Below are 23,565 nucleotides of genomic sequence, written 5' to 3' on the forward strand. Positions count from 1 at the left end.
TGCAAATGCAAAGGCTTTAACTTTTAGCGTGTAATATTTTTTTATAGTCACAATGGTTTAAGCTAATTATAAGAAACAGCTGCGATAAGTGATTTTTCAGCTCTGTTTTTCATCAACGTTAAAAGTGAATGATGAAAATCTTGAAATATCACCTCACCCCATATTCGCGAATAAATACCAAAATTTGTATTATCTTGCACGGTCGTTTTTAACGTTAAAATCGTATTGCCGCTTTTATCTTCACTTAACTCATATCCACCGTAAAGAGGTGAAAAGTATTCACCGCCTAGTTTTACGTGTTTATCGAGTGCGTCATCGGGGATAGCATCTGGGTCTATATCAAATCTATAATGCATTTTTTTGTTTGGCTGCCAGTCGGTTATTACTTCTTCAAACACAACGCCTTTTTGCCAAGTACTTGTGCGAACAGCGCCTATACCGCTAGCATTCATACTTGCCTTTAATGGCTTTGGTACACCAATTAATTGAGTGAGTGAAAAAGGCACTTCCTGTGGTTTTATGTCACTCACATTAGCTAACTGCTGCCACACAACATTGATGGGCGCGTTAATAGCTATTGAATTTGTTACTTCGTATGTTTTTGATAAATGTAAAAAGTTAACTTCAATAGGTGAGAGCAATATAGGTAACAACGCGATTGATAATAAAGAACTATTCGCTTTTTTTATTTTACGTTTTCTAACAAAGCCCGCAAGTAACCCACCAATGCTGGCAAAAAACATAAAAGCAGGCAAAGCCATTGCCACACAAATGCTCCCTTCAAGCAAAGTAATTACACTTACAAATAAAAAAACAAAAATAGGCTGCCAAGCAATCGTGATCATTTGCCTTTTAGTTAATGTTTTTGATTCGTTGTACTCAAAGTGAATACGAATATAGCCAATAGCAACAGGCACTAAAAACATAAATGATATAGAGACTAAGCTACCTAAATTGTAAGCATTGACTAGCTCTACAAACAGCCGCATAAATATGCCGTAAAGCGTACCAAGTAAAATACCAATTGATTTAGGGGAGTTGAGTTGCATCTCTATTCTTTATTGTTGTTATTAACAATCCGAAAGTAACAGAAGTATTATTTCACCACAAATAAAACGAAATTAACGGCTGCTACCAATAAGCTTTTCAAACAAAGCGGCTTTTACAGCCACTAAGACTAAAGGATAATAACCTGCCATTAACACTACTTCCCGCTATAAACAGTGATCAAACTCCTTGAAATAAAAAACAAACCATTGATTTGTAATAACTTTAAATCATTTTGTGTAATTTTATAATTTTTAACGTAAAGCTGACTGTCAGATTAACTGTATTAAAAACAACCATGCACGACCTTTTGCCTATACATCCCAGCCTAAAAGCTGATTTACCCTGCATGTTCAATATTCATTTGCTTTAACAAAAGCCGTATTTATTTGATTAAGCAACAATGTTGCAGGAGAACGCATGCAAACTACACCACCCGGTGATGCACCATCAAACACGCACAAGGATGCTCAAAGCTACGAGCAACTTCACAAGCCGAGTTCAGAGTTTAATACTCGCGACGAGTACCTCGAACATGAATTACAAATTATGCAGCCTAAGCGCTGGCGTCCTAATTTACCGTCTAGAGATTACCGATTTGAATTTGAAGACACTATACCTGCAATGGCGGGCACTATTGGTAAAGTCGTTATGGTGGGGGCTATTGCAGCAACCTTTGCGGCGCCTCTTGGATTAAGCGATGCCTTTGTTTTAGAAAATGTGCGCTACGAATTACTCATTGTTTCTATTTTTATCATCTTATTCTCAGGCTTTATTTTACCTACAGCCAACTTGGCTGGTACTCACGGCCCGCTTATTCCGTTAATTCCTATTGTTGTTGCTGCTGGCGGCCATCCTATGGCGTTTGGCTTACTCATTGGTGCCTTTGGTTTTATTTTAGCCATAACCAAGGGAGGAAGTATGCTCGCGCGCCTAACCAGTAAAGGTGTATGTGGCGGGCTACTTATTTATTTAGGCTTTATTGGTACTATTTCGCAAGTTAAAAAGCTGTTTGCTTGGGCTGAAGCCATTGATATGGCACACATTGCGTTTATTGTTATTTTAGCCACCATTTTACTATATGCACTGTTAGAGCACTTTAAAAAACGTTGGTTAGCCGTGCCGTTAAGCTGCCTTATTGGTGGCGTGGTTGCCTTTGCCTTAGGTGCACCGTTTGAGTTTCATACTGCACCGGGTTTACCAAATATGAACCCAGCTTACTGGTGGGGCGAAAACACGGGTTGGATGCTAGGTTTACCAACACTTGAAAGCTTTGTTGTTGTACTACCATTTGCAGTGCTCGCCGTTGCTATGTGGTCTCCTGATTTTTTAGGCCATCAAGTATTTCAAAAAATAAGCTATCCGCAACGCACCGAAAAAGTACAAATGAATATAGACGACACCATGCTAAGCGCATCGGTTAGACAAACATTTGGCTCACTTGCCGGTGGTGCTAACTTTGCCTCGTCTTGGGGTACTTATATTGTGCCTGCCGCTATTGCTAAGCGCCCTATTCCTGCTGGCGCTATTTTAACTGCATTATTTTGTATTATTGCTGGTTTATGGGGTTACCCTATGGATTTAGCAATTTGGCAGCCTGTATTGTGTGTAGCGCTTATTGTTGGGGTGTTTATCCCGCTACTTGAAGCTGGCATGGAAATGACGCGCGAAGGTAAAACGACGCAATCAGCCGCTATTGTGGTGTTTGCTTCGACCTTGGTTAATCCTGCTTTTGGTTGGTCACTTACTATGTTACTTGATAACTTAGGGCTGATTGGCTGTAAAGAGCGCAGCGCTGAGCTAACTAAAATGAGCCGCTGGGTGATTCCACTTATCATGTTTGTGCTACTTACCACTGTAATGGCAATTGTAGGTATGTTACCCGGTATACCTGCGTTAATGGCTGACTTTAGGCATTAAGCCTTAGCTACCACATCTCATATTTACCCACAAAAAAGCACGGCAATTGCCGTGCTTTTTAATACGTGATTCTTAATTACAGGTTAAGAAATTACTGCCAAGAACGCTCAGTAGCTAGTTGTTTTTCAAACGCATCAATTTGTGGGTTTAGTGTTTCGGTTACACCAATAAAGTCTAAACCACTTAACAAACGTTCTTTTACCTCTTTACTAATATCAAAACTAATTGGTGCAAACTTACTGCTTGTTAGTGTTTGATTTTCAAGATCGATTTCAATGTTAATATCGTCGTGCTGCTCGCTAAGTACAAACAATTGCTCAAGCGTGTCGGCAGGTAACGCTATGGCTAACATTTGGTTGTTACCACAGTTATTAAAGAAAATATCTGCAAAGCTTTCAGCTAAAATAACTTCAAAGCCATATTGCTTCAGCGCCCATGGCGCGTGCTCACGAGATGAGCCACAACCAAAGTTGTCGCGCGTTAATAATATTTGCGCGCCTTGGTAACACGGGCGATTTAAAATAAAGTCAGGGTTTGGCTCGTCGTTATCTAGGTAACGCCAATCATAAAACAATGCCGCATCAAAGCCTTCGCGGCTAGTTGATGTTAAAAACTGCTTAGGGATAATTTGGTCAGTATCTACATTGTTTTTATCAAGTGGGGCCATTAAGCCACTAAAAAATACGCTCATTAGGCTTCTCCTCTAATATCAACAAAGTGACCATGTATTGCAGCGGCTGCCGCCATTGCAGGGCTAACTAAATGGGTACGCCCGCCACGACCTTGGCGACCCTCAAAGTTACGGTTAGAAGTAGATGCACAACGCTTGCCTGCTCCTAGGCGGTCATCGTTCATCGCTAAACACATAGAACAACCCGGTTCGCGCCATTCAAAGCCAGCGGCTTTAAAAATATCGGCTAAGCCTTCGTCTTCGGCTTGTTTTTTAACTAAGCCAGAGCCCGGTACAATTAACGCCTCTATGCCGGCTACAACATGTTTGCCTTCAACAATTTTTGCAGCAGCGCGCAAGTCTTCAATGCGGCTATTTGTACATGAGCCAATAAATACCGTGTCTACTTTCGCGCTTGATAATTTATCGCCCGCTTTTAAATCCATGTATTTAAGCGCGCTGCGAATAGCATCGGCTTTAATTAAGTCTGGTTCTTTATCTGGATCGGGTATGCACTCATCAACACCAATTACTTGCTCTGGGCTTGTGCCCCAGGTAATTTGTGGCTGAATGTCGTCGGCATTTAGCTCAACAACTAAATCAAAGTGTGCGCCTTCATCTGTTTTTAATGTTTCCCAATATTCAACGGCTGCATCAAAATCTGCGCCTTTTGGTGCAAACGGACGACCTTTTAAGTAATCATAAGTAATTTGGTCAGATGCAATTAAACCCGCTTTTGCACCCATTTCTATGCTCATATTACATAGCGTCATACGGGCTTCCATTGAAAGCGCTTCAATGCCTGCACCACAAAACTCAGCTACATAACCTGTGCCACCAGCGGTACCTAACTTGCCAATAACCGCCATAATTAAATCTTTAGCCGTAACCGTTGGACGCAATACACCGTTAATTTGAATTTTTAACGATTTCGCCTTTTTTTGCTGTAGCGTTTGCGTTGCTAATACGTGCTCAACCTCAGACGTACCAATACCATGCGCTAATGCACCAAACGCACCATGTGTAGAGGTATGGCTATCGCCACATACAATGGTTGTGCCTGGCAAGGTAATACCTTGCTCTGGGCCCATTACGTGCACAATGCCTTGGTTAATCGAGTTTAAATCGTAAAGTACAATACCAAACTCTTTACAGTTTTTATCAAGCGCCATTAATTGGTTTTTAGATACTTCGCTTGCCGCATCAAGTGATCGGCTCTTAGTCGATACGTTGTGATCCATCGTTGCAAAAGTTTTTTCTGGGCAACGTACAGTACGGTTTTTTTCACGTAGACCTGCAAAAGCCTGCGGAGAAGTAACTTCATGCACTAAATGGCGGTCAATATAAAGTAAGTCGGTTTGCTCATTTATGCTGGCAACGGTATGTGCTTGCCAAATTTTTTCGTATAACGTTTGGGCCACTTGCTAATTCCCTAATCTGTTTGAGTTGCAGCATAACGGTGCTGCAACTTTACTATGTTATTAAATGCGTGAAACGATGGCTGCAGCCACATCGCTTGTGCTGTAACCTGCATTTGGATATATATCTGGTGTGCCAACGCCTGCTTCTACGGCTTCTGCTACTGCTTTTTCAATGGTGCGTGCAGCTTCGTCTTGTCCTAGCGAGTAACGTAGCATTAATGCAGCACTTAAAATTTGTGCTATTGGGTTTGCAACGCCTTTACCTGCAATATCTGGTGCTGAACCGCCTGCTGGCTCGTACAATCCAAAACCCGATTGATTCAAGCTTGCCGATGGTAATAAGCCCATTGAGCCTGTGATCATGGCGCACTCATCTGACAAAATATCGCCAAATAAGTTATCGCAAAGTAATACATCAAATTGGCTAGGCTGCTTAACTAACTGCATAGCGGCGTTATCTACGTAAATGTAATCTAAGCTTACTTCTGGGTAGTCTTTGCTTACTTCGGTTACTACTTCGCGCCATAATACGCTTGATGCTAATACATTGGCTTTATCAACAGAGGTAACATGGTTACTACGTAGTTTTGCAGCTTCAAAAGCAAAGCGTGCAATACGTTCAATTTCTTTACGCGAGTATGTTTGCGTATCAAATGCAAACTCTTCTGCGCCTTCACCACTGCGGCCTTTTTCACCAAAGTAAATGCCGCCAGTTAGTTCGCGCACACATAAAATATCAAAACCTTTTTCGCTGATATCAGCGCGAAGTGGCGACGCTGCACTTAATGCAGGTAATAACTGTGCAGGGCGTAAATTACAAAACAAACCAAAGTGCTTACGAAGCGGCAATAACGATGCGCGCTCAGGCTGCTCGTTTGGTGGTAAGTTTTCCCATTTAGGACCGCCTACCGAACCAAATAAAATAGCGTCTGAGTTTTCGCACGCAGTAAGCGTGCTCTGTGGTAATGCTTTACCAAATTCGTCAATGGCTGCACCGCCAATTGCATAATGCTCGCGGTTTAGGGTAAAACCAAACTTATTGCTTACAGCATCAAGTACTTGCTCTGCTGCTGCCATGACTTCTGGGCCAATACCGTCGCCAGCCAATACCGCAACGCTGTAGTTTGTTTTACTCATCCTGCTTTCCTTTGTTGTTTTAAATCAGACACTTTTTGTGCACGATAAATTAAGTTATAAACACGGATCATGGCGCGTACCGACGCTTCAACCACATCCGCTGCAATACCCGCACCGTGGTAAGGTCGGCCATCGTATTTAGCTATAATATTTACTTGGCCTAATGAGCTTGCACCTTGACCTGTCGCTTCTAAGTTATATTCAATCATTTCAACGCTCATACCGGTTAAGCGCTCAATAGCTGCAAACGAGGCTTCTACTGGACCATTACCTGTCGCGGCTTCTTGTTTAGCTTCGCCATCAATTCGCATTCCAATCGTAGAACTTGCTACCGATTGTGAGTTAGAGGCTGAGTTAACAAATTCTAATTGGTATTTTTCGTCTTTGTCGTTAATTTGATTAAAGTAAATCATCGCCTCAAGGTCGTAATCGTATACTGTGCCTTTTTGGTCAGCCAATTCGATAAAGCTTTTATATAAGCCATCCATATCGTAATCAGATTTTTGATAGCCTAACTCTTCTAAGCGATGCTCAATAACATGACGGCCCGAACGCGAAGTCATATTTAATTGGTTGCTTGGCACACCCACGCTTTCTGGCGACATAATCTCATAAGTATTTTGCGCTTTTAATACACCGTCTTGGTGAATGCCAGAACTATGTGCAAAGGCGTTTTCGCCAACAATCGCTTTATTTGGTTGTACTGGCATATTACAAATCTTAGCCACTTGGCGAGATGCACGGTAAATTTCTTCACTTTTAATATCGGTATATACTTTTAAGTGGTCGTGGCGCATTTTCATGATCATCGCCACTTCTTCAAGCGAGCAGTTACCAGCACGCTCACCAATGCCATTAATAGTACACTCAATTTGACGTGCTCCGGCTTGCACTGCAGCCACCGAGTTTGCTACTGCTAGGCCTAAATCGTTGTGGCAATGCACACTTAAGCGCGCTTTATCAATATTTGGCACGTTATTCATTAAATGGCGGATCATCGCGGCGTATTCGTCTGGCGTTACAAAACCAACGGTGTCTGGCAAGTTAATAGTTGAAGCTCCGGCATTAATTGCCTGCTCAACAATTTTACATAAATCCCAATGCGGCGTACGACCGGCATCTTCACACGAAAATTCAACATCATCAGTATAGTTACGTGCCAATTTAATTGATTTAACAGCCATTGCCGTTGCATCGTCTAAGCTCATACGTAATTTATGTTCAAGGTGCAAAGGGCTTGTAGCAATAAAAGTATGAATACGGCTTTGCTGAGCTGTGCGAAGTGCTTCGCCACAGGCTTCAATGTCTTTAGCAACTGAGCGTGCCAAACCACAAATAATCGGGCCTTTTACTTCGGTTGCAATACGTTGCACCGAGCGAAAATCAGCAGGGCTCGAAACCGGAAAACCCACTTCCATCACATCCACATTCAAGCGGCTAATTGTATGTGCTAATTGAATTTTATCATCTTCAGTAAGGCTCGCTTTGAGTGCCTGCTCACCATCACGTAAGGTGGTATCAAAAATCCATACTTTATCTTGCTCTTGCATAACTGCCCCTCATTCCTATGTTACCCAAATTTCAATTAATCCCAGCCGCGAGATAAAAAAAACCCCGCAATTGCGGGGTTTTTAGTGTTCAACTCGATGCAAACACACTAATCCCCGCTCACTGACCATAGCAGTAAGAGGTTAAGTTTTAGTGTAATTAAACGAATAATATGCATCTTGTTTTCTTGTGTGTGTGTTCAGTGAAGCCTATTTTTAACATTACAAAGCGATGGAAGCAAGCATAAAAATTCCACAAAACAGATTTAAAAACGATTCAATTGGGTTTTTTAATTCAAACAAGGTACCTATAAGGAATTAAAATAACAAATACGTAACCAGCGACGCTTAAATTAATAAGCACTGCAATATACCGTGCTTATATTAACTTTTTGCAATTTTTTTAAGCTATGCTTCTTTATTCGTTTCTCTTACGTAATGCCCGGCTCCACGAGTAATATAACGCAGTTGCCAAATAACGCGCTCAATCAATTCGTCGCGTTGCAACCCTTCTATATCGAGCGCCTCTGCACCCGCATTAAATACGAGCGTTACCATAGATTCAGCCTGAATATAGGCATGCATAGCATTACATTTAGTTTCACTTTCTAAATAATGAGCCAGCTCTAAAATAAAATGTTTTACCTCGCGGGCTACAGCGGCTCTAAATGCTTTAGAAGTCCCAGAGCGTTCTCGCAGCAACAACCTAAATTGGTTACTTGAGTTATCAATAAACTCCATAAAAGTAACCACTGAGGTATTTATAACACTGCCGCCATCGTTTGCTATTCGTCTGCGTGCTTGACGCATTAGTTGACGAAGGGTTAAACCGGCTTCGTCTACCATGGTTAAACCTAGCTCATCCATGTCTTTAAAATGACGATAAAAAGAAGTTGGGGCAATACCAGCTTCTCGTGCTACTTCGCGTAAACTTAAATTCGAAAAACTATGATCAGCACTCAGCTGATTAAATGCCGCTTGAATTAACGCCTGTCGTGTTTTTTGTTTCTGTTGCGCTCTAACACCCGACATCAACAGCTCCCTGAATTATTTTATATGAATATTTAGTGATATTAGCTCAATTGTCCAGTCTAATACTTGACGACGAGAGTTTGAAATACTATTTTAGCTTACAGTTGTACGCTGAGATTGAGAATTATGAATAAACCACCGATTATTTGGACAAACGTCCTATTTTTTAGCCTAACCTTTTTGGCGGCTGCCACACTTGTACCTTGGTACGCCATTAGCTACGGATTTACCAGCGCGCATTGGATTGCTTTTGTTGGCTGCATGTTTTATGCAGGCTTATCAATTACTGCCGGCTACCATCGATTATGGGCACATAAAACCTATAACGCACACCCTGCTGTTGAATTTATTTTTGCGCTTGGCGGTGCTTTTGCACTACAAAACAGTGCTTTGCATTGGAGTAGCGATCACCGTATACATCACGGTCAAGTTGACGACCCAATAAAAGACCCTTACGCGGCTACCAATGGTTTTTGGTATAGCCATATCGGCTGGATGTTACGTGACTACCAAGGCGATAGCTACAACGACTATAGTAATTGTCGTGATTTACAACGAAATAAAGTCGTTATGTGGCAACATAAGCACTACTTAAAACTAGCTGTTGCTATGAACGTAGGTTTGCCTCTTGCACTTGGTTTATTGGTTGGTGATGTGTGGGGTATGTTAATTCTTGCAGGTTTACTACGCTTAGTACTAAGCCAACACTTTACCTTTTTTATAAATTCGGTTGCACATATTTGGGGCTCTCGCCCATACACCGAAAAAAATACGGCACGCGATAACGGCTTTTTAGCGTTATTTACATACGGTGAGGGGTATCACAACTTCCACCATATTTTTGCAAGCGACTACCGTAACGGTATTAAATGGTTTCATTACGATCCAACAAAATGGATGATCCGCTCTTTAGCCGCTGTTGGTTTAGCTAATAAATTGAAGCGTACACCTGTTGAACGTATCGAAAAAGCAAAGGCCGAAACGCTAATGAGCAAAACGCAAACGCGTCTTGCAAAATTGCCTTTAGCACAAGATAAGATTACATTATTACAACAAGAGTACGATTTACTGCTGAAAAAACTGCAAAATTATTGTTCACTACAAAAACAAGTGTTAGAAGTTAAAAAAAATAACATGGCAAAGCAGTGTGAACGCTCAGCATTAATGGCACAATACCATGAGTTGGAAGCCGCCTGGGAAAATCAAAAACAGGCATGGCTAGCACTTAATGCGAGGTTATTAAAAGCCTCTTTTAATTAATTTAGGAGTGGCTGTGGCCAAACAACCAGAACAAAAAAAAGTACCCGTGACATACCAATATGATGCAATAATTATTGGCACGGGTCCTGGCGGTGAAGGTACCGCCATGAACCTTTCAAAAAATGACAAAAAAGTAGCGGTTATTGAACGCCAAGAATCAGTTGGTGGCGGTTGTGTGCACTGGGGAACAATTCCTTCAAAAGCGCTTCGCCACTCTGTTAGCCGCTATATTGAATACAAAGCAAATCCGTTATTTAATGTTGGTGAGCGCCCTAGCCGCTTAACATTTCCTGATATTTTACGTCACGCAAGTTCTGTTATTTCTAAGCAATCTAATTTACGTAGCAGCTTTTACGATCGTAACCGCATTCATATGTTTCAAGGTGATGCGAGCTTTGTAGATAAGCACACAATTGAAGTAAAAAGAAATGATGGTTCAACTGAGCGACTGACTGCTAAAACAATTGTTATAGCAACCGGTTCACGCCCTTATCGCCCACCTGAAGTCGATTTTACGCATTCTCGTATTTATGAGAGCGACACTATTTTAGGTCTTAAACACGACCCTCATCGCGTACTTATATACGGCGCTGGTGTAATTGGTTGTGAGTACGCTTCTATATTTAAAGGTTTAGGCGCTAAAGTTGATTTAGTTAATACACGTGACCGCTTGCTTGCTTTTATGGATGCTGAAATATCTGACGCGCTTAGCTATCACTTTTGGAACAGCGGTATTGTTATTCGTCATAACGAAGAGTTTGACCGAATAGAGACCCGTGACGACTGCGTTATTATGCATTTAAAATCAGGCAAACGCGTAAAAGCTGACTGTATTTTATTTGCTAATGGCCGTACTGGTAACACTGATACATTAAACCTTGAAGCCATTGGTTTAAAAGCCGATAGCCGTGGCCAATTAAAAGTTAACGAAACATATCAAACAGAAATTGATAACGTTTACGCTGTAGGTGATGTAATTGGCTATCCAAGCCTTGCAAGTGCTGCGTTTGACCAAGGTCGCATAGCTGCTGATGCAATTGCATGTGGTAACTGCGATGACAGACTGATTGTTGATATTCCGGCTGGTATTTATACCATTCCAGAAATGAGCTCAGTAGGTAAAACAGAGCAAGAACTTACAGCCGCTAAAGTACCGTATGAAGTTGGCCGTGCTCAGTTTAAGCATTTGGCACGTGCGCAAATTGCTGGTACTGAAGTAGGTAGTTTAAAAATATTATTCCACACTGAAACCAAAGAAGTACTTGGCGTACATTGTTTTGGCGAGCGTGCATCTGAAATTGTTCACATTGGCCAAGCTATTATGGAACAAAAAAATGGTGGCAATAATATCGACTACTTTGTAAATACCACATTTAACTACCCAACCATGGCTGAAGCCTACCGTGTTGCGGCATTAAATGGTTTAAATCGCTTATTTAAATAACGGCTTAATTAAGAAGTTTTAAAAGCCTTTATAAATAGGTAACAAAAAACCCGCAACTTAGCGGGTTTTTTACTTTTAAACAGTTTTAAAGTTTATTTAAGTAGCTATTACTTATGGTACTTAGCACTTAGCTCATGTACTGCATTAATGAATACACCAGCATTTTCAGGGTCTACATCTGGCGTAATACCGTGGCCTAAGTTAAACACGTGGCCATTGCCTGTACCGAAGTCTTCTAAAATAGTGCCTACTTCTTGGCGAATACGCTCTGGTGTACCGTGTAACATAGATGGGTCCATATTACCTTGTAGAGCTACTTTATCACCCACACGGCGCTTAGCGTCGCTAATATTAATAGTCCAATCAAGACCAATTGCATCACAACCAGTTGCTGCAATAGCTTCAATCCATTGACCACCATTTTTAGTGAACAAAGTAACCGGTACTTTACGACCATCGTATTCACGAATTAAGCCATCTACAATTTTATGCATATATTGCAGTGAAAATTCGTTGTAATCGCGCGGGCTTAATACACCACCCCACGAGTCAAATACCATTAGCGATTGCGCGCCAGCTTTAATTTGAGCATTTAAGTAATCGATAACTGAATCAGCTAACTTATCGAGTAATAAATGAAGTGTTTGCGGCTCTGCAAACGCCATTTTTTTGATTTTACCAAATACTTTGCTGCTACCACCTTCAACCATATAAGTTGCGAGGGTCCACGGTGAACCAGAGAAACCAATGAGTGGTACTTCACCTTTAAGTTCACGACGAATAGTGCTTACTGCGTTCATTACGTAGCCAAGCTCGTCTGTAGGGTCTAACTTTGGAATTTTTTTAACATCAGCAAGTGATGAAATAGGACGTTCAAACTTAGGGCCTTCGCCTGTTTCAAAGTAAAGACCTAAACCCATCGCATCTGGAATCGTTAAAATATCACTAAATAATATAGCGGCATCTAACGGGTAGCGACGTAATGGCTGCAGTGTTACTTCACATGCAAGCTCAGCATTACGGCACAGGCTCATAAAATCGCCCGCTTGTGCACGTGTAGCGCGATACTCTGGTAAATAGCGTCCTGCTTGGCGCATCATCCATACCGGAGTTACATCAACAGGTTGTTTTGCAAGTGCACGTAAATAACGGTCGTTTTTTAATTCGCTCATGGCGTAAATGATCCTAAGACTTGTATAAATTGTGCAAGATTGTACCACCATATTCTCCGACCCTCTATTGCTTAGGGACGAAAACAGCTTTACCTAGAGGCAGATCAATATAATGGAGTGCTTTAATCCATTTTGACTATAAAATAAGCAAAAAAGAATAACATTTAAAACTTTTTATTAATATGTTTGCAACATCACAAAAACCTTGTTATTGTTTGTCCCGCGTTAACAAAAACAATAATAAAAATCTTAAAACAATAAAAATAAATGTTTTAAAATAATAACAATAAAAATCATCTCATAAAAATAAGAAAGCTTGTTATAACAAGTCACTGAAAGAAATTAGACCACCGTAACTGGTGGTTTTTTCTTGCCTAAAATAAAATCTCTCGCCTTAGATTATATAAAAAGGTACACCCCTCAAAGTAGCTCAACTTTACTTGTTGATATACTCGCAAATTAAATATATCTTGATGTACATAAACTTATTATATTCTAATTGAAAGACCAACCCAGCTAGGAGAACAGTTATGCTGACGCGTGTAGAAAAAGCTCAACAAAAATGGGGTGGTAGCCACACAGTAATTGATAAATGGCTAAACGAACGCCAAGACCTTATTGTACTTTATTGCAAAATTGCAGGTTTTACGCCGTACGAAAAACAAGATCAAGCATTGCCAGAGCCAAAACTAATTGAATCATTTTGCCAACTTTTAATGGATTACCTATCTGCAGGCCATTTTGAAGTGTATGACGGTATAGCAAAAGCATGTGAAAAAAAGGGCTTACAGAGCCAAGAACTTGCAAACTCTATTTACCCGCGTATTTCTAGTACAACCGACATAGCGTTAGATTTTAATGATAAGTACGCTGAAGTAGACAAAGAAGACTTATTAAAGGGCTTTGATGATGACTTATCTATTATTGGTGAGGCATTAGAAGCACGCTTTGCACTTGAAGATGAGCTTATTGATAACTTGTTTTCTAATCACGCAAACTAATATGTTATTTACGTGTATTAAAAAAGGGACCTAAGGTCCCTTTTTGCATTTACACAATAAGCTTATTCTTGTGCTGATGTTTCTTCATTTTGAATTTCAAGTAATTCAACTTCAAATACAAGTGTTGAATTAGCTGGAATTTTACCTAAGTCACGGTCGCCGTAAGCAAGTTCTGAAGGAATAGTGAACTTGTACTTAGAACCCACTGACATAAGTTGTAAACCTTCAGTCCAACCAGCAATTACGCGGTTAAGAGGGAAAGTTGTAGGTTCGTTACGTGCATATGAGCTATCAAACTCAGTACCGTCTAATAAAGTACCTTTGTAGTGTACTTTAACTACATCAGTTGCCACTGGTTTTTCGCCTTCGCCTTCGCTAAGTACTTCGTACTGTAGGCCAGACTCAGTTACTGTAACGCCTTCTTTTTTAGCGTTGTCAGCTAGGTATTTAACACCCGCTTCTTTGCTTTTTTCAGACTCTACTTTTGCTTTTTCTTCTTGCTTAGTACGTACTGATGTATCTAATTCAGTTAATACTTCGCGAATTTTTTCTTCGTCAATTTTTGCATTACCAGCAAGTGCATCTTCAAAACCACGGATTAGAAGTGCTTGGTCTAGCTCAATACCAATTTCTGTTTTGTCTGCTAGGTCTTTATTTAAAAAGTTACCTACAGATGCACCAATACCGTATGCTTGTTGCTGTTCTACAGTGTCTAATTTAACTTCAACTTGTTCTTTTTTTGCTTCTTGATTACAAGCTGTAAGCGCTAAAACTGACGCTGCAATCAATGACAATCTAATCGTCTTTTTCATTTTAAATCTCCGACACACTTTGCAGTTGTCATTTTAATGTATTATTACTAGTTAAAGATTAACGGCCTACATGATAGGCTGCTTGTTTAATGACTAAATTCCACATTGTTAGCTAAACTAAAAACATATCCAGTGATTAGACAAACAACCTAGGCATTCAACGCGTCCTAGTCTAACCTCTCAGTCACTAAGAGTTAAGAGGAAATACTTGTAACATGTCGATATTTCGTACTTTTTTAATCGTATTAAGCTGTTTTTTAGCTATCGCTTGTACCGATAAAAAACAATATGCTGTAGCAAGCTACGAACATGCCGCGCAAGGTGCATTTTCATCGGCGCTGTCAACCGATGGTAAGTACAGCTTAATCTCCTCTATAAACCATGGGGTCGCCCTATGGGATAATCAACAGCAGGTACTAAAATACCAATGGTTTCAGCAGCAAGATCAGGACAGTTTGGTATACGCCGTTGCTATTGCTTTTGATAACAGCGTGGCTGTTACCGCCGAAAAAAACACGTTTGCTGTGTGGGATATAGCCACAGGCAAAAATAAAGGTTATTACAAAATACAAAAAGCCAGTATTCGCGATATTGCCATTAGCAATCAAGGCCGTAGTGTTTTATACGGCCGTAGCGACGGCGTTGTCGTATTTGTAAACCTAGAAACCGGACGTCGTATTGAGTTTTTAGGTCATCAAGATAAAGTTAATACCGTTGACCTGTCACCTAACGGGCATTACGCATTAAGTGGCTCTAACGATTATGTTGCTTACTTTTGGGACACACGTACAGGGCAAGTAATTCATCGTTTTAATCACCCAACGCGTGTTACCCAAGTAACGCTCGATCCACAAGGTCGCTATGCGTTTACGGCCGACAGTATGGCACAAGCAAATGTATGGAAGCTGACTACAGGTGATCTTGTGAGTAAACTGAAGTATATTGCGCGTCAGAAAATTTTTACTGCTGTGCGTTTTAACGAACAAGGCACTTTGCTTGCAACCGGCTCGCCAAATAAGCGCGTAGATTTGTGGCAAATACCAAGCGGTGAAAAAATTCAAACTTGGCAGGTTACCCCGCGCGAAGGCAGTAAGCCTAAATCGGCGGTGGTGCTAGATGTGACATTTACAGATAACGGTAAGTCGTTGTTAACCGAAAGCTCCAGCGGTATCGCAGAGCGATTTATTATACGAGAGAATAATGAACACAATTGAACATCGCTTAATGGAACTTGAAGCCAAAGTGGCTTTTCAAGACGAAACAATTGAAGTCTTGAATGATGAAATAAAAGTGCACCAGCAACTGTTAGCAAAAATGAAACGCCAAACTGAGCTGCTAGCAGAAAAAATTAAAGAGTCGCAGTCATCATCGTCTATGATGTCTGAAGCACCTGAGCCGCCTCCACCGCATTACTAAAACCGGTAAAAATTAGGCAATAAAAAACCGGGTTAGTCGCCCGGTTTAAATACACCAATTACTTGTTCAAATTGACGAGTAGACGCCTGAACAGCGTTATCGGGTTGCGCCATTTTATGACCACACTCAACACACTCTACTTTTTCAACATCATGTTCTCTGTATAGCATCATAGTATCCATGGCTTTGCAGTCAGGGCAAGATGCACCAGCAATAAATCGCTTCTTTTGTCTCACAACATTTTTCCTGTGGTTTGAACTGCCGCTATTTTATCGTATAACTTCACTTGTTGATACGCTTGATAAGAGCATTAAGTTCTATGTTATGATAGCGCCAACTTAACAAGGGCACAGCAAAGTAACGCATTCATGATCCAAATCTCAGAAATAGAACTACTTCGTGGCGGTAAAGCCTTATTAAAAAACGCATCAGCTACATTATTTCCAGAGCACAAAGTAGGCCTTGTTGGCGCTAATGGCTGCGGAAAATCAACGTTATTTGGTTTACTAAAATCAGAACTGCAACTAGATGCCGGTAACTGCAGCATTCCAAAAGATTGGTCTATTGCCTCTGTTAAGCAAGAGACACCTGCACTTGAAATAAGCGCGATTGATTATGTACTTCAAGGCCACCCAGAATACTACGCAATGCGCATAGCACTGCGTGAGGCCGAGCAAAACAACGATGGCGACACACAAGCCAAAGTACATATTCAGCTTGAAAACATTAAAGGCTACAGCATTGAATCAACCGCAGGTGAGCTATTACACGGCTTAGGCTTTGCCAATAACCTAATAGAAAACCCTGTAAGCTCGTTTTCGGGTGGTTGGCGTATGCGTTTAAACCTTGCCCAAGCATTAATACGCGACGCCGATTTACTATTACTCGATGAGCCAACAAACCACCTTGATTTAGATGCCGTTTATTGGCTTGAACGCTTTTTACGTGCTTATACCGGCACCCTTGTACTTATATCGCATGACCGTGAGTTTTTAGATGCGGTGGTTGACCAAATTTGGCATGTAGATAAGCAACTTATCAATGTGTACAAAGGTAACTACTCGCAGTTTGAGCGCCAAAAAGCAGAGCGTTTACTACAACAACAAGCAATGTTTGATAAGCAGCAAGATCAAATTGCACACTTAGAGCAATTTATAACGCGCTTTAAAGCAAAAGCCAGTAAAGCTAAACAAGCACAAAGCCGTGTAAAAGCGCTTGAACGCATGGAAAAACTAGCGCCAGCACATGCCGACTCGCCATTTAACTTTGAGTTTGCAGAGCCAAAAGCATTACCAAACCCACTAATGACAATAGATAAAGCCAAAGCGGGTTATGGTGACGTCACTATTTTAAATAATATAGAGCTAAACCTTGTACCAGGCAGCCGAATTGCTTTACTTGGTCGAAATGGCGCGGGTAAATCAACGTTAATTAAACTGCTTTCTGGTGATTTAGAGCCGCAAGCTGGCGAAGTTATTCAGCATCACGGATTAAATATTGGTTACTTTGCGCAGCATCAGCTTGAATCTCTTGATTTAAAAGCCAGTGCAATAACGCACATACAACGACTAGACCCAAAAGCCACTGAGCAATCACTACGTGACTTTTTAGGCGGCTTTGCCTTCATTGGCGATAAGGCACTTGAGCCTGTAGCCCCATTTTCGGGCGGCGAAAAAGCACGTTTAGTACTTGCCATGTTGGTATATCAAAAACCAAATTTATTACTACTCGATGAGCCAACTAACCACCTTGATTTAGAAATGCGCCATGCACTTGTTATGGCACTGCAAGGTTTTGAAGGCGCTATGGTTACCGTATCGCATGATCGCCACATGCTTAAAAATACCGCCGATGAGTTTTACCTTGTAGATGACGGCAAAGTGACCCAGTTTGGCTACGACCTAGATGCATATTACCAATGGCTACTTAATGCGAATAAAGAAGCGGTTAAAGCGCAGCAAAACGACGAGCCTAAAGCAAACCCAGGTGTTAATCGTAAAGAGCAAAAGCGCTTAGAGGCTGAGTTTAGAAAAGCCATCCAGCCACTTAAAAAGCAAATTGAAAAGCTTGAAAAGCAACTCGATAAATTTACCGCCGAATTAAGTGAAGTTGAAGTGACCTTAGGTGATAACGAACTCTACAACGACGACAACAAAGCCAAGCTTAAAGAGTTATTAGCCAAGCAAGCAACCCTTACGCCTAAGCTTAACGACGTTGAAGAAGAGCTACTTATGGCACTTGAAGAAATGGAAGAAAAAGAGCAGGCATTCGCCGATGAACTTGCTCAATAGCGACCATTTTTGGCAGTTTGCGTGCACCTTGTACGCAAAGCCTGATCAACAAACAACCTTGCTGGCACTACAAAACCAGCAAGGAAAAAACGTTAATTTATGCTTATTGCTACTTTATTTAGACTCATTAAATTTAAGTATTAATACCCAACAGCTAAATGAGTTAACGCAAGTAGTTAGTGAATTTGATACTTATGCATTACAGCCTCTGCGCGCTGCTCTTAGCTATTTAAAAGCTAATCAGAATACGATAAGTGATTACGCCACAATACGCGCAGAGTTACTAAGCGCTGAGCTAAAGCTTGAAAAGCAACAGCAACATATGTTGATTGAAGCAGTAAATGAGTTTGAATTAATCCAGCATGCAGAACCAAACAATATTGAGCTGTATATGAAAGCCACTTAGGCTGCGACTTTTTATACCCTCCTCTACTGCTCATTCTCTTTTCTTTGTGCAAAAAACCTTTAAGTAAATAATTCACAAAGAGGTTAAGAGGCGCTTCGCTTTTAGAGGAAAACAAACTAGATTACTTAGATAAAAATATAAATATTGAGCGGCTGTTTAGCTCAGCATTTTATTACCCTGCCCCCATTTGCTTCTCTTTTTTTCTCTTCGTGCAAAAAATCTTTAAGTGGTTTACTCAAAAAAGTTAAAAGCGCTACGCTTTAGGGGAAGTGAAAAAACATGGATTACAATCAGCTCACTATTTCAAGCGAAAAACTCTCTTAGCTCTCAGTGGTATAACTTAGTAGCCTTTAAAGCATGATCTAAATCAACTTAGCTTCACCCCTATATCTGCTTATGTAAATAACTTGATCTCGATCACGTTGCGACCTGCAAACACCGCCTATGATTAATCCATCAACAACGAGGGGAACAACTCATGAACGTATTCTTTAGAGACTTTTTTACAGATCCAGTTTTATTTATGTCTTTTGGGTTTTTAACCATCGTTGTTTCTTTGTGTATCTTTTTTGCTTTTTTCTTTTTGAAAAAAATACATGATGCAGAAATCCCCGAACAAAATTAAGCACGACGCACTAAAGCGCCTTATTAGTTTACTAGTTAGGCGCTTTTTATTTTCTGAAGCGAAAAATTTGGTACACTAGCTTTTCGTTTAATACAAAGTGCGTAGTACAAACATGATCTCTCAGTTCAAACCAGCATGGTGGATGACCAATCGTCACGTTCAAACCATAATGCCGCGTTTTTTCCGCCCATTTCACCACACTCGCTACGAACTTGAGCAACTTGATACACCTGATGGTGACTTTATTGAGCTCGCATGGTCACTTCCACATAACGAAACCGCTCCACTTGCCGTTGTTTTACATGGCCTTGAAGGCAATATAAATAGCTTTTATGCCAAAGGCATGATGAAGGCGTTAAAAAAGCAAGGTTATGCAGTTGTGCTTATGCACTTTAGAAATTGCTCAACTGAAGTCAATCGCCTGCCACGTGCTTATCACAGCGGTGACACCGCCGATTTAGCCTTTTTTATAAATCACTTAAAGCTGCAATTTCCTGAGCGCACTATGGTCGCTGTAGGTTTTTCGTTAGGCGGTAACGTACTGGCCAAATACTTAGGTGAACAATCACAAGCATGCCCACTAAGTGCTGCAGCGGTGGTATCTGCTCCTTATGATTTGTCGTCATCAAGCGATGTTATTCGTAAAAGCTTAGGTAAAATTTACCAAAAATATCTGCTCGATCGCATGAAAAAATCAATGCAGCGAAAGCTGCCACAAATTAAGCAGCAAATTTCATTAACGCCAAAACAGTTAATGAAAATTGACGATTTATTAGAGTTTGATAATCAATTAACAGCCCCCCTGCATGGTTTTGAAAACGCACACGATTACTATCGCAAAGCCAGTGCAATGCCGTACTTAAAAGATATCGCTATACCTACACTTATTATTCATGCCAAAGACGACCCAATGCTCTCAATTAAGGCCGTACCAAGTAGGCAAGACGTAAGTGAGCATGTTACGCTGCGCATCTCTGACAAAGGCGGACACGTTGGTTTTATTAGCGGTAAAAATCCGTTTAAGCCTATATTTTGGTTAGAGAAAGCCGTGCCATGCTATTTTGGGCAACATGTTTTAGGCAACGCAAACAAAGAGCAATTATGATTATCCCTTTTGAACAACTCGATAAAGATACACTATATAACCTAATAGAAAGCTATGTACTGCGCGAAGGCACCGATTATGGCGAAGTAGAAGCAAGCATCGAATCTAAAGTTAACCAAGTTAAGCTACAGCTTAAAAATGGCGAAGCAATGGTGTTTTTCTCTGAATTACATGAGTCAGTTACTATTATTTCTAAGGGCGAATTTAAAGCGCTGCAAAGTGAAGAGCATCAAGCAGAGGCGTTTGATTAAGGTGTAGTACTTGTAACTTTTGAATTGAACGTACACAATGGCTTTTTACCCAAAGAGCCAAAACATGATAAAACTCAGCACTCTAGTGGTAGCCATATCACTAGCTTTAACTAGCCAAGCCCAAGCAGAACAAACAATAACAGCATCTGACAAGGCAATTAAACTCGCTAAAGACACCATTTTAATTGATACCCATATCGACGTACCTTATCGAATTCACGAAAATTGGGTTGATGTAACTAAAGCAACAACTGATGGCGATTTTGACTACCCTCGCGCTGTAAAAGGCGGTTTAAACGCACCGTTTATGTCAATTTATATTCCTGCGCATTTGGAATTTGAAGGTAAAGGAAAAAGCTACCAGCTAGCCAATCAAATGATTGATAGTATGGAAGCCATAGCCCAGCGCGCACCCGATAAGTTTGCTATTGCTAGCTCAAGCACTGATATAGAAGAGCAATTTAAACAAGGCAAGCTTTCTATAGCGATGGGTATGGAAAACGGCTCTCCAATCGAAGGGGACATGAAAAACCTTCAGCACTTTTACGACCGTGGTATTCGCTACATCACGCTAGCGCACTCGCAAAGCAACCATATTTCGGATTCATCTTACGATATACGCCGTAAATGGAAAGGCTTAAGCCCATTTGGTAAAAAGCTTGTCACTGAAATGAATAATATTGGTATGCTAATCGATGTATCGCATATTTCTGATGATGCGTTTTATCAGGTTATGGATCTATCTAAAACACCCGTAATTGCCTCACATTCATCACTTCGTAAATACACGCCTGGCTTTGAGCGTAATATGAATGACGATATGCTATTGGCACTTAAAGAAAATGGCGGCGTTATTCAAATTAACTTTGGTTCAAGCTTTGTTACCGCTAAAGCAGGCAGTTGGGGCAAGCAGTTAAAAAACACAAAAGAGTCCGTTAAAAAAGACGGCACTAAATTAAGCAAAGATTTTGATGCTGCATACCGTGCTAAAAACCCATACCCATTTGCAAGCCTTGAGCAAGTACTTGACCATATTGATCACGTAGTTGAGCTAATTGGTATTGATTATGTAGGTATTGGCTCTGATTATGATGGAGTTGGCGATTCATTACCTATCGGTTTAAAAGATGTATCTAGCTATCCTAATCTTGTTCAAGGTTTAATGGACAGAGATTACAGCGACAAAGATATTAAAAAGATTCTTAGCGGTAATTTATTAAGAGTTTTAAAACAAGCGCAAGAGTATGCTAAAAAGCATTAAAGCTTTTATCATATATTAGTAATTGGCTAAAAGACCAAGAGCTAACTCAATATAAGCGCGGCCTAGCCGTGCTTTTTATTGGTACTAATTTTATTAAAAGCATGATCATTTTAACGTATTAAATAGCCCATTAATTGCGTAGTTATCTTCAGCACTATTTCTCCTCGGGTTTCGTAAAACTCAACCCAAGCTACGACAAGAAAGTTATAACTCAAAGCTAATCACTTTTCTTTAGGCATTAAAAAAGGCCACCTGAGTGACCTTTTTCTAACAATTAACTTTAACGTTAATTATTACGCTTTGAACGTTGCTACAAAGCACCTACGCCTAAGGTAAGAGCGCCACCTTCATATGACACTTTTCTTCAGGCATTAAAAAAGGCCACCTAAGTGACCTTTTTCTAACAATTAACTTTAAAGTTAATTATTACGCTACGATAGTTGCTACAACACCAGCACCTACAGTACGACCACCTTCACGGATAGCAAAACGAAGACCTTCATCCATCGCGATTGGTGCGATTAGAGTTACTGTCATCTTGATGTTANACTAAGCTCGGGCTTTTTGGTAACAATTAGCTAGGCTAATAATTACGCTTTGAACGTTACTACAACGCACCTACGCCTAAAGTAAGAGCGCCACCTTCATATGACACTTTATTCTAGACATTAAAAAGCCCGAGACTAAGCTCGGGCTTTTTGGTAACAATTAGCTAGGCTAATAATTACGCTACGATAGTTGCTACAACACCAGCACCTACAGTACGACCACCTTCACGGATAGCAAAACGAAGACCTTCATCCATCGCGATTGGTGCGATTAGAGTTACTGTCATCTTGATGTTATCACCAGGCATTACCATTTCTACGCCATCTGGTAACTGTACGTCACCTGTTACGTCAGTTGTACGGAAGTAAAACTGTGGACGGTAACCTTTGAAGAATGGAGTATGACGACCACCTTCATCTTTCGAAAGTACGTATACTTCTGAAGTGAATGTAGTGTGTGGGTTGATTGAACCAGGCTTAGCTAGTACTTGACCACGTTCAACGTCTTCACGTTTAGTACCACGTAGAAGTGCACCGATGTTTTCGCCAGCACGACCTTCGTCTAGAAGCTTACGGAACATTTCAACACCAGTACAAGTAGAACGAGTTGTATCATTGATACCAACAATTTCTACTTCGTCATTGATGCGGATGATACCAGCTTCAACACGACCAGTTACAACAGTACCACGACCCTGGATTGAGAAAACGTCTTCGATAGGCATGATGAATGGCTTATCGATGTCACGCTCTGGCTCTGGGATGTAAGTATCAAGTGCGTTTGCAAGCTCAACAATCTTATCTTCCCACTCTTTCTCGCCTTCTAACGCTTTAAGCGCAGAACCAGCAATTAGAGGTAAGTCATCACCTGGGAAATCGTATTCTGAAAGAAGTTCACGAACTTCCATTTCTACTAGTTCAAGTAGCTCTTCGTCATCTACCATGTCACATTTGTTCATGAACACGATGATGTAAGGAACGCCAACTTGACGAGAAAGAAGGATGTGCTCACGCGTTTGTGGCATAGGGCCATCAGTCGCAGCAACTACTAAGATCGCGCCGTCCATTTGAGCAGCACCAGTGATCATGTTTTTAACATAATCGGCGTGACCAGGACAATCTACGTGTGCGTAGTGACGTGAAGGAGTATCGTATTCAACGTGAGACGTTGAAATAGTGATACCACGTTCGCGCTCTTC

General features: G+C 40.7%; 21 protein-coding genes and 1 pseudogene. 11 read left to right on the top strand and 11 right to left on the bottom strand.

What is annotated here, in order from left to right; genetic code table 11:
• Positions 1-62: 62 nt before the first annotated feature.
• On the bottom strand, positions 63-1,049 hold the full coding sequence (locus I6F40_RS18425) for a hypothetical protein (RefSeq protein ID WP_197193309.1): 987 nt from the start codon (positions 1,047-1,049) through the stop codon (positions 63-65).
• Positions 1,050-1,467: 418 nt separating this feature from the next.
• Between I6F40_RS18425 and I6F40_RS18430 the strand changes: the two genes are divergently transcribed.
• Positions 1,468-2,967: a DUF3360 family protein gene (locus tag I6F40_RS18430; protein WP_197193310.1), complete on the top strand. Its 1,500-nt coding sequence runs from the start codon at positions 1,468-1,470 to the stop codon at positions 2,965-2,967.
• Between the two features lie 91 nt (positions 2,968-3,058).
• On the opposite strand, the gene leuD is transcribed toward I6F40_RS18430, so the two are convergent.
• From leuD to fabR, 5 genes are all read right to left on the bottom strand, one after another.
• Positions 3,059-3,658: a 3-isopropylmalate dehydratase small subunit gene (gene leuD / locus I6F40_RS18435; RefSeq protein ID WP_010555450.1), complete on the bottom strand. Its 600-nt coding sequence runs from the start codon at positions 3,656-3,658 to the stop codon at positions 3,059-3,061.
• Positions 3,658-5,058: a 3-isopropylmalate dehydratase large subunit gene (gene leuC / locus I6F40_RS18440; RefSeq protein WP_166379169.1), complete on the bottom strand. Its 1,401-nt coding sequence runs from the start codon at positions 5,056-5,058 to the stop codon at positions 3,658-3,660. The genes leuD and leuC overlap by 1 nt, the downstream gene beginning before the upstream one ends.
• Positions 5,059-5,118: 60 nt before the next feature.
• Positions 5,119-6,195, bottom strand: a complete 1,077-nt coding sequence (gene leuB, locus I6F40_RS18445; RefSeq protein ID WP_166379167.1) for a 3-isopropylmalate dehydrogenase — start codon at positions 6,193-6,195, stop codon at positions 5,119-5,121.
• A complete protein-coding gene (leuA, locus tag I6F40_RS18450) occupies positions 6,192-7,745 on the bottom strand; it encodes a 2-isopropylmalate synthase (RefSeq protein ID WP_008171909.1) in 1,554 nt (517 codons plus the stop codon). The genes leuB and leuA overlap by 4 nt, the downstream gene beginning before the upstream one ends.
• Positions 7,746-8,150: 405 nt before the next feature.
• Positions 8,151-8,774 carry an HTH-type transcriptional repressor FabR gene (fabR, locus tag I6F40_RS18455; RefSeq protein WP_010555448.1) on the bottom strand — a complete coding sequence of 208 codons (624 nt, stop codon included), beginning with the start codon at positions 8,772-8,774 and terminating at the stop codon, positions 8,151-8,153.
• A 126-nt stretch (positions 8,775-8,900) separates the two neighbouring features.
• Here fabR and I6F40_RS18460 point away from each other — a divergent pair, with 126 nt between their 5' ends.
• Positions 8,901-10,034 carry an acyl-CoA desaturase gene (locus I6F40_RS18460; protein WP_165729571.1) on the top strand — a complete coding sequence of 378 codons (1,134 nt, stop codon included), beginning with the start codon at positions 8,901-8,903 and terminating at the stop codon, positions 10,032-10,034.
• A gap of 13 nt (positions 10,035-10,047) precedes the next feature.
• Positions 10,048-11,478: a Si-specific NAD(P)(+) transhydrogenase gene (sthA, locus tag I6F40_RS18465; RefSeq protein ID WP_033040546.1), complete on the top strand. Its 1,431-nt coding sequence runs from the start codon at positions 10,048-10,050 to the stop codon at positions 11,476-11,478.
• 107 nt (positions 11,479-11,585) lie between these two features.
• Here the strand turns inward: sthA and hemE are convergent, their stop codons facing one another.
• A complete protein-coding gene (gene hemE, locus I6F40_RS18470; protein ID WP_002961084.1) occupies positions 11,586-12,650 on the bottom strand; it encodes a uroporphyrinogen decarboxylase in 1,065 nt (354 codons plus the stop codon).
• Between the two features lie 530 nt (positions 12,651-13,180).
• Here hemE and rsd point away from each other — a divergent pair.
• Entirely contained in the window at positions 13,181-13,651 is a 471-nt protein-coding gene (gene rsd, locus I6F40_RS18475; protein ID WP_166379165.1) for a sigma D regulator, read from the top strand.
• 62 nt (positions 13,652-13,713) lie between these two features.
• Here the strand turns inward: rsd and fkpA are convergent, their stop codons facing one another.
• Entirely contained in the window at positions 13,714-14,463 is a 750-nt protein-coding gene (gene fkpA, locus I6F40_RS18480) for an FKBP-type peptidyl-prolyl cis-trans isomerase (protein ID WP_166379163.1), read from the bottom strand.
• Positions 14,464-14,678: 215 nt separating this feature from the next.
• On the opposite strand from fkpA, the gene I6F40_RS18485 reads away from it, so the two are divergent.
• Positions 14,679-15,677, top strand: coding sequence for a WD40 repeat domain-containing protein (locus I6F40_RS18485; RefSeq protein ID WP_166379161.1), 999 nt, complete (start codon positions 14,679-14,681; stop codon positions 15,675-15,677).
• Positions 15,664-15,879 carry a SlyX family protein gene (locus I6F40_RS18490; RefSeq protein ID WP_007378900.1) on the top strand — a complete coding sequence of 72 codons (216 nt, stop codon included), beginning with the start codon at positions 15,664-15,666 and terminating at the stop codon, positions 15,877-15,879. Before I6F40_RS18485 ends, I6F40_RS18490 begins: the two co-directional genes overlap by 14 nt.
• 32 nt (positions 15,880-15,911) lie before the next feature.
• Here the strand turns inward: I6F40_RS18490 and I6F40_RS18495 are convergent, their stop codons facing one another.
• On the bottom strand, positions 15,912-16,115 hold the full coding sequence (locus tag I6F40_RS18495; protein ID WP_007378899.1) for a YheV family putative zinc ribbon protein: 204 nt from the start codon (positions 16,113-16,115) through the stop codon (positions 15,912-15,914).
• A gap of 132 nt (positions 16,116-16,247) precedes the next feature.
• Between I6F40_RS18495 and I6F40_RS18500 the strand changes: the two genes are divergently transcribed.
• The 5 genes from I6F40_RS18500 (at position 16,248) to I6F40_RS18520 (ending at position 21,818) form a co-directional block, all read left to right on the top strand.
• The gene (locus I6F40_RS18500; RefSeq protein ID WP_166379159.1) at positions 16,248-18,170 is read left to right on the top strand and encodes an ATP-binding cassette domain-containing protein; all 1,923 of its coding nucleotides are present in this window, start codon (positions 16,248-16,250) and stop codon (positions 18,168-18,170) included.
• A complete protein-coding gene (locus tag I6F40_RS18505; RefSeq protein WP_166379157.1) occupies positions 18,154-18,576 on the top strand; it encodes a TIGR02444 family protein in 423 nt (140 codons plus the stop codon). The genes I6F40_RS18500 and I6F40_RS18505 overlap by 17 nt, the downstream gene beginning before the upstream one ends.
• A 737-nt stretch (positions 18,577-19,313) precedes the next feature.
• Positions 19,314-20,306 (top strand): hydrolase, encoded by a 993-nt coding sequence (locus tag I6F40_RS18510; protein WP_007582255.1) that lies wholly within the window; start codon positions 19,314-19,316, stop codon positions 20,304-20,306.
• Entirely contained in the window at positions 20,303-20,557 is a 255-nt protein-coding gene (locus tag I6F40_RS18515; protein ID WP_007582257.1) for a YheU family protein, read from the top strand. The genes I6F40_RS18510 and I6F40_RS18515 overlap by 4 nt, the downstream gene beginning before the upstream one ends.
• Before the next feature lie 64 nt (positions 20,558-20,621).
• Positions 20,622-21,818 (top strand): dipeptidase, encoded by a 1,197-nt coding sequence (locus tag I6F40_RS18520; RefSeq protein ID WP_166379155.1) that lies wholly within the window; start codon positions 20,622-20,624, stop codon positions 21,816-21,818.
• Positions 21,819-22,244: 426 nt separating this feature from the next.
• Here the strand turns inward: I6F40_RS18520 and I6F40_RS18525 are convergent.
• Positions 22,245-22,364 (bottom strand): annotated as a pseudogene (locus I6F40_RS18525) (elongation factor Tu); the annotation flags it as partial.
• Positions 22,365-22,542: 178 nt separating this feature from the next.
• Positions 22,543-23,565 (bottom strand): elongation factor Tu (gene tuf / locus I6F40_RS18530; protein ID WP_121955492.1); only part of this gene is annotated, 1,023 nt, incomplete at its 5' end.

The sequence above is a fragment of the Pseudoalteromonas sp. SWXJ133 genome, from assembly GCF_015864365.1.
In the GTDB taxonomy this organism is placed as follows: domain Bacteria; phylum Pseudomonadota; class Gammaproteobacteria; order Enterobacterales; family Alteromonadaceae; genus Pseudoalteromonas; species Pseudoalteromonas arctica.

Coding starts and splice junctions, on each gene's coding strand:
- I6F40_RS18425 (WP_197193309.1), bottom strand. CDS start 1,049: ATGCAACTCAACTCCCCTAAATCAATTGGTATTTTACTTGGTACGCTT.
- I6F40_RS18430 (WP_197193310.1), top strand. CDS start 1,468: ATGCAAACTACACCACCCGGTGATGCACCATCAAACACGCACAAGGAT.
- leuD (WP_010555450.1), bottom strand. CDS start 3,658: ATGAGCGTATTTTTTAGTGGCTTAATGGCCCCACTTGATAAAAACAAT.
- leuB (WP_166379167.1), bottom strand. CDS start 6,195: ATGAGTAAAACAAACTACAGCGTTGCGGTATTGGCTGGCGACGGTATT.
- leuA (WP_008171909.1), bottom strand. CDS start 7,745: ATGCAAGAGCAAGATAAAGTATGGATTTTTGATACCACCTTACGTGAT.
- fabR (WP_010555448.1), bottom strand. CDS start 8,774: ATGTCGGGTGTTAGAGCGCAACAGAAACAAAAAACACGACAGGCGTTA.
- I6F40_RS18460 (WP_165729571.1), top strand. CDS start 8,901: ATGAATAAACCACCGATTATTTGGACAAACGTCCTATTTTTTAGCCTA.
- hemE (WP_002961084.1), bottom strand. CDS start 12,650: ATGAGCGAATTAAAAAACGACCGTTATTTACGTGCACTTGCAAAACAA.
- rsd (WP_166379165.1), top strand. CDS start 13,181: ATGCTGACGCGTGTAGAAAAAGCTCAACAAAAATGGGGTGGTAGCCAC.
- fkpA (WP_166379163.1), bottom strand. CDS start 14,463: ATGAAAAAGACGATTAGATTGTCATTGATTGCAGCGTCAGTTTTAGCG.
- I6F40_RS18485 (WP_166379161.1), top strand. CDS start 14,679: ATGTCGATATTTCGTACTTTTTTAATCGTATTAAGCTGTTTTTTAGCT.
- I6F40_RS18490 (WP_007378900.1), top strand. CDS start 15,664: ATGAACACAATTGAACATCGCTTAATGGAACTTGAAGCCAAAGTGGCT.
- I6F40_RS18500 (WP_166379159.1), top strand. CDS start 16,248: ATGATCCAAATCTCAGAAATAGAACTACTTCGTGGCGGTAAAGCCTTA.
- I6F40_RS18505 (WP_166379157.1), top strand. CDS start 18,154: ATGAACTTGCTCAATAGCGACCATTTTTGGCAGTTTGCGTGCACCTTG.
- I6F40_RS18510 (WP_007582255.1), top strand. CDS start 19,314: ATGATCTCTCAGTTCAAACCAGCATGGTGGATGACCAATCGTCACGTT.
- I6F40_RS18515 (WP_007582257.1), top strand. CDS start 20,303: ATGATTATCCCTTTTGAACAACTCGATAAAGATACACTATATAACCTA.
- I6F40_RS18520 (WP_166379155.1), top strand. CDS start 20,622: ATGATAAAACTCAGCACTCTAGTGGTAGCCATATCACTAGCTTTAACT.